This window comes from Klebsiella sp. 1SOBk5mer (genome assembly GCF_046603115.1).
Lineage (GTDB): Bacteria > Pseudomonadota > Gammaproteobacteria > Enterobacterales > Enterobacteriaceae > Klebsiella > Klebsiella quasipneumoniae.
On sequence record NZ_JBKIUU010000004.1, the window covers coordinates 301,564 to 313,184 of the forward strand.

Genomic DNA, 11,621 nt, shown 5'->3' on the forward strand with positions numbered 1-11,621 from the left:
TTGCGTCATTCAGCAGACCGACGTAGCATTACCGATAAATTAAACGGGTACCAGTTCCTGTCTATACTGGTACTGGAACTACCATGCTGGAGGGGTGATGACCACGATGCCGCAACGAGAGTCGACGTTCGCCGTGCCGGACGATCGGCGCAAACAGCTGGGGGCGTTTCTGCGCGCCCGGCGTGAGAGCCTCGATCCGCAGCGCCTGGGGTTGCCCCGGGTGGGCCGCCGGCGCACGCCGGGTCTGCGCCGGGAGGAGGTGGCGATGCTCGCCGACGTCGGCGTCACCTGGTACACCTGGCTGGAGCAGGGGCGGGAGGTGAATCCGTCGGAAGCGGTGCTGGTGGGGGTAGCGAATGCCCTGCAGTGCAGCCCGCTGGAGACCCGGCACCTGTTCGTACTCGCCGGGCTGACCCCGCCGGAAGCGACCCAGGTGACGGTATGTGAAGGCATCAGCCCCGGCACCCGGCGAATGCTCGACAGCCTGATGCCGCAGCCGGCCAGTATTCAAAAACCGAACTTTGATATTGTGGCCTGGAACGACAGCTTCTGCCGCCTGATGGGCATCGATTTCGCCACCCTCCCGGAAGAAGATCGCAACTGCATTTATCTGTATCTGACCCATGAGACCTGGCGCAGCCGGATCGAAAATCGCGATGTGCTGCCGACCTTCGTCTCCTATTTCCGCGCCGCGATGGCCGAGCACCGCGGCGATCCGGCATGGGAAAACAAACTGGCGCGCTTTTTCGCCGCCTCGCCGGAGTTTGAAGCGCTGTGGCATCAGCGCTACGAGGTGCGCGGCGTGGAAAACCAGATTAAACATTTTAACCACCCGCAGCTCGGACGCTTCAGCCTGCAGCAGATGTACTGGTATTCGGCGCCGCGCAACGGTTCGCGCCTGCTGGTCTACCTGCCGATGGACGAGGCGGGCGAGCAGGCGCTGGCGTGGCTGGACCAACATTAATCACAAGGAATCAGATGGCTGGCAATGTGCCATCTTCGGGTATTGCCCGGCCGGCGCTGCTGGACGGTTCCCTCTCCCTCCGGGAATAGGGGAGGGAAAGCACTGTCGGGAAGTCCTGTATGTTATCTGCGACTTCAGCGCACATTGCGCTCCCGGTTAGTCTTCTGCGTTATATCTCTCATGGCGCAGGGGGGGCAGGGGGCGGCCAGTCGCCGCCGCCCCCTGCACCCCCGGGCTCCGGCCAGCAACATCGCCACTGCGTGGTGCCTTCGACTTATCCCTGCAGGCTTCGGGTCGGGCCGAGGCAGCGTCCGTGCAAAACACGGCCCTCAGCCCGCATCCACACGGGCTGCCCCGGCCTGCCGGGAACGTCTCAGCGATGTTGAGGCCGCAACACCGGCAGTTTCAGCAGCCCCAGGCCCGGCGGTGATTTGGGACCGTAGGCCGGGTCAGGCGCAGCCGCCACCCGGCAATATGACGGGTATCGAGCCTGATATCATGCCCGGCGGCGCTGCGCTTACGCGGGCCCAGGTTGAGGGGTAACAATCTGATATATAAATGGTTAGTTAAGCCGGGTCAGGCGCAACTGCCACCCGCAAAAAGGCGAGCACATTAGCGAAAACAGGTTTGTCATCAGTCTCAAGGAATGCCTATGAACGTAACCCGAAAAGAGCAGCGCATTATTCAGCGCGCGCTGAACGCCTGGCAGGCCAGCGGGGAGTTAACCCCGGCAGACAGCCAGCGGCTGGCGCAAACGCTGCGCGTCTCCCCCTTCGACTGGCGGCGCCTGAGCCGCTATGCCTTCTGGACCGCGCTGGCCTGCGTGCTGATTGCTCTGGGCAGTCTGTTCGCCGACAATGAACTGGTGGCGTGGCTGCTGAGCCTGTTCAGCCGCTCGGCGCTGACGCGGATCCTGCTGCCTGCGCTGCTGGCGGTGGCCTGCTACGCCTGGGGTTTTTGCCGCCAGCGGCGGGAAACGCAGTGGCACTACAGCACCGAGGCGATTTTTTTTCTGGGCGTCGTCTTTACCGCGGTGGCGCTATGGCAGCTTGGTGAACGGCTGGATAACGGCAGCGGCCATATCGCGCCGCTGTTTCTGGCCGGATGCGTGATTTACGGCGCTATCGGCTATGCTGCCCGCTCCGGGCTGGTGTGGCTCTTTTTCCTGCTGGCGCTGGGCAACTGGTTTGGCGCGGAAACCGGCTATGTCTCGGGGTGGGGCGCCTACTGGCTGGGCATGAACTACCCGATTCGCTTCGTCCTGTTCGGCGGCGCGCTGCTGGCGCTCTGCTACGGCGCGCAGTCCCTGCTTCGCCAGCGGCAGCTGTTTACCGTCAGCAAGGCGATGGGTCTCACGTATCTGTTTATTGCGCTGTGGATCCTGTCGATTTTCGGCAATTACGACGCTGACAGCTGGTACAACGTGAGCCAGGCGCGACTCCTGCCGTGGGGGCTGCTGTTTGCCGCGGCGGCCGGCGTCTGCATTTTTATCAATCTGAAAACCGATGACGCAATGCTGCGCGGCTTTGGGTTAACCTTCCTGGCGATCAATCTCTATACCCGCTTCTTTGAGTTTTTCTGGAACGGGATGCACAAGGTGCTGTTTTTCCTGATCCTTGCCGTCTCGCTGGCGGTAATTGGCCGCTATGCCGAGCGTATCTGGCATGCGGGTGAAAGGCAGGTGGAGAACAACTAACCTCGCTTTGAGAACACTAACCACTCAGGCCGCGCTAAGTCGCGGCTTTTTTTCGTCCATGATTCCAGTTTCAGCACGTTTTTCTGCGATTGGCAGCAAATGCGCATACGCTTGCCGGGCATCGGCAAAATTAGCCTTTAAGGCAATTTGTCTTATATGCTAACATTTAGAGGAAGGGAGTCTGATGTTCAGAATGGTTGTGCACGTGGACGTTAAAAAGGAATTGCAGGCGCTTCCGGCCATTGTCCAGGCGAAGATGATGAGGCAATTAGACAAGTTACGCCAAAATCCCACCGCGCTGAGAGAACCTGATAGTAAACCGCTGGGGCAGGGGCTATTTGAAATTCGGGCGTTAGGTTCGGTACAGGGGCGAGGGATTTACGTTTTTCAGCAAGGCAAGACGCTCTTTCTGCTACGGGGTTTTGTCAAGAAAACGCAAAAAACCCCGTCATCGGAAATTCGCCTGGCGCTGAAGCGATTAGAGGAGATGCGCAATGAGTAAAAAGATCATTGACTGGGATACGTTAAAAACGGAACTGCTCAGCCAGCCTGAGGTTCAGGCTGCGTTCGATGCGCAAGAACGTCAACATCGATTACGTACTATGCTGGCGCAATGGCGGGAGCAGGCGGGGCTGACCCGAGCCCAGGTGGCGCAGAGGATGGGGGTGAGTGCGCCAACGGTCTCCAGAATGGAAGCCAATATCACCCGCGCCAGTCTGGATACCTTAACGCGATACGCGTTAGCCTGCGGTATAAAGCACCCACAAGTTTTACTGTATTAAATTAACGCGCCCGGCGGCGCTGCGCTTGCGCGGGCCTACGGTGAGGGCTAACCAGCTGATATAGAGAGGGTTATGTAGGCCGGGTCAGGCGTAGCCGCCACCCGGCACTGACAAGCGACACCACAGGCGCCCGGTTAAAAGCGCCTTGTGGGGAGATTAGATCTCGGTGATAGTCGTCGACTGCGGCAGACGCGACTTCGGCAGGGAGGCGTTAAAGTCTTCAACGCTATGATGGCCGACCGGGACCACCACCAGGCTGGTGTAGCCCTGGGCTTTCAGGTCAAATTCCTCATCGAGGATCGCAAAATCAACCCCTTCAATCGGCACGGCGTCGAGACCCATCGCCGCTACGCCCAGCAGGAAATTGCCGACGTTGAGATACACCTGCTTCGCCATCCACTGATCGTCATCCTTCAGCTCTTTGCGGTGCATATCGGCAAAGAAAGTGCGACCCTTGTGGTTAGCGGCTTTTGCGTCCGGGGTGGCGAAACGGCCATCGGCCTCTTCCTGATCCACGACGCGCTGCAGCCAGGCGTCGTCCATCGCGGTTTTCGCGCAGAACACCACCACGTGCGAGGCGTCGAGAATTTTACGTTCGTTGAACACGTAGGTACCGCTGGCGGCTTTCGCCACGCGGGCTTTCCCTTCATCGGTGCTGGCGACGATAAAGTGCCACGGCTGGGAGTTGGTGCTAGACGGGCTGTACTGCAGCAGCGTTTTCAGCTGTTCCGCTTCCCCGGCAGTCAGCTTTTTCGTGGCGTCAAAGGCCTTGGTGGAATAGCGCTTCAAAGCGACCGATACGATATCCATAACTCTTCCTCACAGTTTACAGCACCTTACCGGTGCGTTCAGGAGAGGAAGAGTACAGCGAAGATCGCCAAATGATAAGGGTGAAAAATGCGATAACACTTATCGCGTTTGGCTGAAAATCAGCGCGGACGCAGGCGCTGCTGGGCCTTTTTGCTCAGCTTGTTCACCACCTGATGCCATGAGTCGTCAATCAGCTCGGCCAGCAGATCCTCGCTGATGTCGTCCCCCGGCACCACCGTGATCCAGTGTTTCTTGTTCATATGGTAGCCCGGTTCGATACTGCGATAAATTTCCTGATTGAGCAGCGACTTCTGCGGCTCGGCCTTGAGGTTGACCAGCGCCCGGCCGCGAATGTTCATGGTGATCATAAAGATGCGGCCGTCGACCTTAAACACGTCGTACTCCGGCCCAAAGGGCCAGCAGTGCTCGGTAAACGGGTAGGTCAGGGCGATACGGTGGGCGCAGGGGTGCAGCGTTTTCGGCGTCATTTGGCGTCCGCCTCATGCAGGGCGTTCCACATGGCTTCAAAGCCGAGGGCGATAATCTCCCGGGCGCGCTGCGGATCGTGGCTGGCGAATTCGATAGTGGTTTCCGCCAGCGACAGAAACAGGGCATCGCCAAAGGCGCGATACGCTTCGCTGAGGAATATCTCTTTCACCGACAGCTGGCACATTTCGTTGAGCTCCGGAAAGCTCTCTTTCACCTGGCGGCGGGTTTCGTCCGTGATGCGCTCGCTGAGCGCCATCCGGCGGATCGCCTTGTGCTCCATCGGGTTGCGCACGCCCCAGTCGATATAGCTGTTCCAGATATTGCGCGCGTTCTCTTTCGGGCGCTTTTCGTCCGGATCCAGCCCGGCGATCATCATCCGCACCAGGCGCAGCTTAATGGCGAGGTACAGTTCGTTGAGCAACTCATCCTTGGTGGCGAAATAGCGAAACAGCGTCCCCTCGGCAACCCCGGCGCTGCGGGCGATGGCCGACGTCGAGGCGGCGATGCCGGACTGGGCGAAAGCCGCGGCGGCAGCTTCCAGTAACGCTTGCTTTTTATCTTCACTCTTTGGACGAGCCACTACATTTTTCCTCACGCAGGTTTAAACAAACCGCCGATCTTTGCATGTCTGACCAGGTCGCTGCAACGGCGGAACGCAAAAATTGAAAATCGTCTTGACGACTTTCATCACATTCCTAATAATGAGTGCGTACTCACTCATAATCAAGTTATATCATAAAGCCTCCGGGATGGGGGCTTTTGTCTGGTCAGGATATGAACCGTGTCACTTTCAGCGTGGTCGCCATCATGTTACTCGCAGCAGCAACGACATTGCCGTTTGTCCTCAATGCCGGTTTTGGTAAGGCGCCGCAGGGGGCACTGCTTAGCCAGGTGGAAGCGTCTCCTCACTACCGGGACGGCCAGTTCCATAACCAGCTGCCCACGCCGGGATTCACCGGGCAGAAAAATATGCTGGCGGCGTGGTGGGATTTTTTGATGACCAAACGGGAAAACGCCCGTCCCGCGCAGCCGCTGCCGCTGGTGAAAACCGATCTGGCGACGCTGCCCCTCGGGCAGGACGTAATGGTCTGGCTCGGCCACTCTTCCTGGTATCTGCAGCTGGCGGGAAAACGCATCCTGATCGACCCGGTGTTCAGCGATTACGCGGCGCCGTTCTCCTTTATCAATAAAGCCTTCCCCGGCGATTATCCGTGGCGGGCGGAAGGGATGCCGGAGATCGATCTGCTGATCGTTTCCCACGATCACTACGACCATCTGGATTACGCCACCATCCGCGCCCTGCTGCCGAAAATTAAGCGGGTCATTACGCCGCTGGGGGTTGGGTCGCACCTGCGCTACTGGGGAATGGACGGGGCGCTGATTACCGAAGCGGACTGGCAGCAGGCGATTCCGGTTAGCGACGAGCTCAGCGTCCACGTCCTGCCGGCGCGGCACTTTTCCGGCCGTGGGCTGAAGCGCAACCAGACGCTGTGGGCCAGTTTTCTGTTCGTTACCCCGCAGCAAAAGATTTATTACAGCGGCGACAGCGGGTATGGGCCGCACTTTAAAGCGATAGGCGATGAGTTCGGTCCGATCGATCTGGCGATCATGGAGAACGGACAGTATGACCAGGACTGGAAATATATCCACATGATGCCGGATGAAACGGCTCAGGCTGCTGACGACCTGCGCGCTCGCGCGGTGCTGCCTGGGCATGCAGGACGATTCGTTTTGGCGAAACATAGCTGGGATGAACCGTATCAACGGCTGGCGGCTGCCAGCGAAGGAAGGGGCTGGCGTCTGCTGACGCCTGTGCAGGGCGAGCCGGTGTGGGTCGCCGATAAGACGCAATCATTTAACGCCTGGTGGCGCTAAGCGCCAGTGCAGTATCAGAGGAGAGAGCATATGACGATTTCCGCTCAGGTGATTGACACTATCGTCGAGTGGATTGATGACAACCTGCATCAACCGCTGCGTATTGATGATATCGCTCGCCATGCCGGGTATTCGAAATGGCATCTGCAACGGCTGTTTTTACAGTATAAAGGGGAGAGCCTGGGGCGCTATATACGCGAAAGGAAGCTGCTGCTGGCCGCCCGCGATCTGCGCGACACCGATCAGCGGGTCTACGATATCTGCCTGAAGTATGGCTTCGATTCACAACAGACCTTTACCCGCGTCTTCACCCGGACCTTCAATCTGCCGCCGGGCGCCTACCGTAAAGAGAACCACAGCCGCGCCCACTGAGGCGCGCCCTTCCTGATTTAGCGTTCGAGGGAAAACCAGCGACGCCACACCCAGCGCAGCACCAGATACTCAATGGCGCCCAGCGCCAGGAACCACAGACAAAACAGCACGGTATAAAGCTGGTTGAGATCCATCATATGGAATGTCTCAACCAGCTTTTGCGCCAGCGTCAGGCCCAGCGACGGCGCGGGCAACAGCAGACAAGAGAGCAGGGCCAGCAGTAAGATCCCGGCGGCGGAGAGGAGCGTTTCCAGCGGATGTTTCATGTCATGTTAATCATCAGTTAAAAAACATATTGTCCGGCAAAATAACACCTAACGCAATATGCTTTGTATTTTACTCGCCTTAATGCTCCTATTTTTAATATTATTGCCTGCGTTTTGTTTTCATGTTAATTAATCTGAAATAATTTGTAATTAAATTAAAGTTCATTGCTTGTAAATTAACGTCATTATTATGCCAGCGCTTTTACAAAACTATAAGTGCTATACCCCACCAGCGTGGCAGCGATGATGGCCAGCAGGATGTACAGCGCCAGACGGCGTCCGCGGTAGATTCCAAACATATTTGACCTCGTTTAGTTTTGGTTTATTAATATTCTGTAATAGTTGGTTCGTGGAATTAACTTACCACATATTTTTTATTTTGCGAAAAATTTAGGCTTGTAATGGTTCACATTTTTATCGGCTTTTTCGCCACCTTTTATTGCATTGGCCAGGAATGATTTCAGGCTTTCCGACTCACGGAATTTATAAGGAAAATGTAATTTGACCAAGATGAATAACCCAAAGTTTACGACGCCCTCGGGCGACACCGCGCCACGGCAGGTCTGGCAGCAGACCGTTGACGCAGTGCTGGCGCAGACCAAAAGCCAGGCCGCTGGGTTAAGTTCCGCAGACGCCGCCAAGCGCCTGAATACCTGCGGGCCGAACGCGCTGCCGGAAAAGAAGGGAAAACCGGCCTGGCTGCGCTTTCTCGCCCACTTTAACGACGTACTGATTTATGTGCTGCTGGCCGCTGCGGCGCTCACCGCCATCATGGGTCACTGGGTCGATACCCTGGTGATCCTTGGCGTGACGGTGATTAACGCCCTGATCGGCCATATCCAGGAGAGCAACGCCGAAAAATCCCTGCAGGGGATCCGCAACATGCTCTCCAGCGATGCCCGCGTCCAGCGTAACGGCAAACATGAGACTATCCCGACGCGCGACCTGGTTCCGGGGGATATCGTTATCCTGCGCGCCGGCGACCGCGTGCCGGCGGACATGCGGCTGATTGAAACGCACAACCTGCGGGTGGAAGAGGCGATCCTCACCGGCGAGTCGACGGTGGTGGATAAAATCACCGACGCGCTGGAGGGCGACCTGCCGCTGGGCGACCGGGTGAACATGGTCTTCTCCGGGACCTCCGTCAGCGCCGGCGGCGGCGTCGGCGTGGTGACCGCCACCGGCGCGCAGACCGAACTCGGCCATATCAACCAGATGATGGCGGGCATTGAGAAGCACCGCACCCCGCTGTTGGTGCAGATGGATAAGCTCGGCAAAGCGATTTTCGTCATTATCCTCGCCATGATGGTGGCGCTGTTTATTTTCAGCCTCGCGTTGCGGGACATCCCGATGGGCGAACTGCTGCTGTCGCTGATTAGCCTGGCGGTGGCTGCGGTACCGGAGGGGCTGCCGGCGATCATCTCGATTATTCTGTCGCTCGGCGTCCAGACGATGGCGCGCAAGCGGGCGATTATCCGTAAGCTGCCGACCGTGGAAACCCTCGGCGCCATGACCGTGGTCTGCTCGGATAAAACCGGCACCCTGACGATGAACGAAATGACCGTCAAGGCGATCATCACCGCCGACTGCTGCTACCGGGTGGAAGGCGAAAGCTATGAGCCGCAGGGGCGGATCTTCCTTGAGGGGAGCGATGAGCCCGTGCAGGTTCAGCCGGGTACCGTGCTGGAGACCTGGCTGCGCACCATCGACCTGTGCAACGACAGCCAGCTTACCCAGGATGAGCGCGGCCTGTGGGGGATCACCGGCGGGCCAACCGAAGGGGCGCTGAAGGTGCTGGCGGCGAAAGCGCAGCTCCCGGCGGTGGAGGCCCGTCTGGTGGCCAAGATCCCCTTTGACTCGCAGTACAAATATATGTCGACGCTGCAGCACATCGATGGCGACGCCCGGGTGCTGATCACCGGTGCGCCGGACGTCATCTTCGCCATGTGCCGCGAGCAGATGACCCGCCAGGGCGCGGTGCCCTTCGAGGCGCAGTACTGGGAAGAGGAGATGGCGCGCTTCGCCCGTCAGGGGCTGCGCATGGTGGCGGCGGCCTGTAAGCCGGCCAGCGTTGATGCCACCACGCTGAACCATGAGGACCTGCAGGAGGGACTGATTTTCCTCGGCATCGCCGGGATGATGGATCCCCCGCGTCCGGAAGCGATTGACGCTATCCACGCCTGCCAGACCGCCGGCATCCGCGTGAAGATGATCACCGGCGACCACCCGCAGACGGCGATGAGCATCGGCCAGATGCTGGGGATCACCAACAGCAGCCAGGCCATGACCGGCTACCAGCTGGAGCACATGGACGATGCGGCGCTGGCGAAGGCGGCGGTGGAGTACGACATCTTTGCCCGCACCAGCCCGGAGCATAAGCTGCGCCTGGTGAAAGCCCTGCAGGATAACGGCGAAGTGGTCGGCATGACCGGCGACGGCGTCAACGACGCGCCGGCGCTGCGCCAGGCCGACGTGGGTATCGCCATGGGCATCAAAGGCACCGAAGTCACCAAAGAGGCGGCTGACATGGTGTTGACCGATGATAACTTCGCCACCATCGCCAGCTCGGTAAAAGAGGGCCGTCGGGTCTATGACAACCTGAAGAAGACCATCCTCTTCATCATGCCGACCAACCTGGCGCAGGGGCTGCTGATCATCATCGCCCTGCTGGCGGGGAACATGATTCCGCTGACCCCGGTGCTGATCCTGTGGATGAACATGGCGACGTCGGCGACGCTCTCCTTCGGCCTGGCCTTTGAGGCCGCGGAGCGCAACGTGATGAACCGCCCGCCGCGTAAAACCGGCCAGCACGTGATGGATGGTTTCGCCGTGTGGCGGGTGGCTTTCGTCGGGTCGATGATCGCGATTGCCGCCTTTATCCTTGAGGCCTGGCTGGCGCCGCGCGGCCACAGTCCGGAGTTTATCCGCACCGTGCTGCTGCAGATGCTGGTGACGGCGCAGTGGGTCTACATGATCAACTGCCGCAGCAGCGACAGCTTCTCCCTGAGCATGGGCCTGCTGCGCAATAAAGGCATCTGGCTGGTGACCGGTGTCCTGCTGCTGATGCAGCTGGTGATTATCTATGTCCCGCTGATGCAGAGCATGTTTGGCACGGAAGCGCTGCCGCTGCGCTACTGGTTTGTCACCCTGGTCATCGGCATCGCCATGTTCCTGGTGGTGGAAGTCGAGAAGCGTCTGACGCGCCGGTTCCGCAAAACGGCCTGATCGATCTCGCGCGCCTGGCTGCAGGCGCGCGTTACTTTCGCAAGGATCCTCTATGATGAACACCTTTCGCTTTGCGCTGCTGGCCTGCGTCCTGGGCGGCAGCGCCCTGACGGCGACCGCCGCGCCGGCGGTGCCGGTCCGCGTCGCCACGGTAGAACGGGCTCCTCACGCTGAAGAACGCGCCATCCCCGGGCGGGTCGAGGCGATCCGCGCCGTCGACATTCGCGCGCGCACCGAAGGGGTGATTGTTCAGCGCCACTTCCAGGACGGGCAGTATGTGACCGAGGGCGACCTGCTGTTTACCCTCGACGACGCGCAGCCCCGCGCGGCGCTGGCCCTGGCGCAGGCCGAGCTGAAAAGCGCCGAAGCCTCGCTACGCCAGTCGCAGCAGCTGCTCACTCGCTATGAGCGGCTCATCAACAACCACTCCATCAGCCGCAACGACCTCGACACGGCCCGGATGCAGCGCGACGTCGCCGCCGCCGCCGTGCAGCAGGCGAAAGCCCGCGTCGAGGCTCAGCATATTGTGCTCGGTTATACCCGGATTGCGGCGCCGGTGACCGGGCGGGTGGGCCACAGCGCCTTTCACGTCGGGACGCTGGTCAACCCGTCCAGCGGGGTGCTGGCGGACATCGTGCAGCTCGATCCGGTACGGGTGTCGTTTGCCCTCGACGAAGCCGCGTTTTTCAGCAAAACCGGCCAGCATGCCGACATCCACGCCCTGAAGCAGGCATGGCTGGCGCAAATTGACGTGGATGGCAAACGGCGCGACGGCGTGTTGACCTCCATCGATAACCGGATCGACGCCCGCACCGGCAGCGTGGCGGTGCGGGCGGAGTTTGCCAATCCGCAGCACCGTCTGCTGCCGGGCGGCAGCGTGACGATCCTGTTCCGTCCACAAGCGCTGTCGTCGCGGGTGATGATCCCGGCTGCCGCCGTGCAGCAGGATCCGCAGGGCTTTTTCAGCTGGGTGCTGAAGCCGGACCACACCGCCGGGCAGCGTCGTCTGACCCTTGCGGGGCAACAGGGGCAGCAGTTTGCGGTCGAGAAAGGGCTGCAGGCGGGCGAGCAGGTGATCACTGACGGCGCGCAGCGGCTGCGCGAAGGCGCCGCGGTGCAGGTGCTGAACTAGCTAAGGAGAA

At 59.8% G+C, this 11,621-nt stretch carries 12 protein-coding genes; 8 read left to right on the plus strand and 4 right to left on the minus strand.

Features of this window, described 5'->3' with window-relative positions; genetic code table 11:
* Positions 1-97 precede the first annotated feature (97 nt).
* The 4 genes from ACLH1U_RS12445 to ACLH1U_RS12460 all read left to right on the plus strand — a co-directional run bounded on the left by ACLH1U_RS12445 (position 98) and on the right by ACLH1U_RS12460 (position 3,442).
* A complete protein-coding gene (locus ACLH1U_RS12445) occupies positions 98-964 on the plus strand; it encodes a helix-turn-helix transcriptional regulator (RefSeq protein ID WP_032454966.1) in 867 nt (288 codons plus the stop codon).
* Positions 965-1,616: 652 nt separating this feature from the next.
* Positions 1,617-2,660: a DUF2157 domain-containing protein gene (locus ACLH1U_RS12450; RefSeq protein ID WP_194859330.1), complete on the plus strand. Its 1,044-nt coding sequence runs from the start codon at positions 1,617-1,619 to the stop codon at positions 2,658-2,660.
* Between the two features lie 184 nt (positions 2,661-2,844).
* Positions 2,845-3,162 carry a type II toxin-antitoxin system RelE/ParE family toxin gene (locus tag ACLH1U_RS12455; RefSeq protein ID WP_194859331.1) on the plus strand — a complete coding sequence of 106 codons (318 nt, stop codon included), beginning with the start codon at positions 2,845-2,847 and terminating at the stop codon, positions 3,160-3,162.
* Positions 3,155-3,442, plus strand: coding sequence for a helix-turn-helix domain-containing protein (locus ACLH1U_RS12460; RefSeq protein ID WP_049013658.1), 288 nt, complete (start codon positions 3,155-3,157; stop codon positions 3,440-3,442). The genes ACLH1U_RS12455 and ACLH1U_RS12460 overlap by 8 nt, the downstream gene beginning before the upstream one ends.
* Before the next feature lie 156 nt (positions 3,443-3,598).
* On the opposite strand, the gene nfsB is transcribed toward ACLH1U_RS12460, so the two are convergent.
* The 3 genes from nfsB to ACLH1U_RS12475 all read right to left on the minus strand — a co-directional run bounded on the left by nfsB (position 3,599) and on the right by ACLH1U_RS12475 (position 5,321).
* Positions 3,599-4,252 (minus strand): oxygen-insensitive NAD(P)H nitroreductase, encoded by a 654-nt coding sequence (gene nfsB / locus ACLH1U_RS12465; RefSeq protein ID WP_023288731.1) that lies wholly within the window; start codon positions 4,250-4,252, stop codon positions 3,599-3,601.
* Between the two features lie 119 nt (positions 4,253-4,371).
* The gene (locus tag ACLH1U_RS12470) at positions 4,372-4,740 is read right to left on the minus strand and encodes an MmcQ/YjbR family DNA-binding protein (RefSeq protein WP_101861784.1); all 369 of its coding nucleotides are present in this window, start codon (positions 4,738-4,740) and stop codon (positions 4,372-4,374) included.
* Positions 4,737-5,321 carry a TetR/AcrR family transcriptional regulator gene (locus ACLH1U_RS12475; RefSeq protein ID WP_023288732.1) on the minus strand — a complete coding sequence of 195 codons (585 nt, stop codon included), beginning with the start codon at positions 5,319-5,321 and terminating at the stop codon, positions 4,737-4,739. The genes ACLH1U_RS12470 and ACLH1U_RS12475 overlap by 4 nt, the downstream gene beginning before the upstream one ends.
* Before the next feature lie 179 nt (positions 5,322-5,500).
* Here ACLH1U_RS12475 and ACLH1U_RS12480 point away from each other — a divergent pair, with 179 nt between their 5' ends.
* Together ACLH1U_RS12480 and ACLH1U_RS12485 are read left to right on the plus strand one after the other, a co-directional pair.
* Complete coding sequence (locus ACLH1U_RS12480) at positions 5,501-6,616, plus strand: MBL fold metallo-hydrolase (protein WP_194859332.1); 1,116 nt, start codon at positions 5,501-5,503, stop codon at positions 6,614-6,616.
* Positions 6,617-6,646: 30 nt separating this feature from the next.
* Positions 6,647-6,988, plus strand: coding sequence for a RamA family antibiotic efflux transcriptional regulator (locus ACLH1U_RS12485; RefSeq protein WP_004202492.1), 342 nt, complete (start codon positions 6,647-6,649; stop codon positions 6,986-6,988).
* Positions 6,989-7,005: 17 nt separating this feature from the next.
* Here ACLH1U_RS12485 and ACLH1U_RS12490 read toward each other — a convergent pair whose 3' ends face one another.
* Positions 7,006-7,254 carry a DUF1158 domain-containing protein gene (locus ACLH1U_RS12490; RefSeq protein ID WP_002893037.1) on the minus strand — a complete coding sequence of 83 codons (249 nt, stop codon included), beginning with the start codon at positions 7,252-7,254 and terminating at the stop codon, positions 7,006-7,008.
* A 501-nt stretch (positions 7,255-7,755) separates the two neighbouring features.
* Here ACLH1U_RS12490 and ACLH1U_RS12495 point away from each other — a divergent pair.
* Together ACLH1U_RS12495 and ACLH1U_RS12500 are read left to right on the plus strand one after the other, a co-directional pair.
* Complete coding sequence (locus ACLH1U_RS12495) at positions 7,756-10,479, plus strand: cation-transporting P-type ATPase (RefSeq protein ID WP_194859333.1); 2,724 nt, start codon at positions 7,756-7,758, stop codon at positions 10,477-10,479.
* Positions 10,480-10,531: 52 nt separating this feature from the next.
* Entirely contained in the window at positions 10,532-11,611 is a 1,080-nt protein-coding gene (locus ACLH1U_RS12500) for an efflux RND transporter periplasmic adaptor subunit (protein ID WP_411299271.1), read from the plus strand.
* The last annotated feature ends 10 nt before the right edge of the window (positions 11,612-11,621 follow it).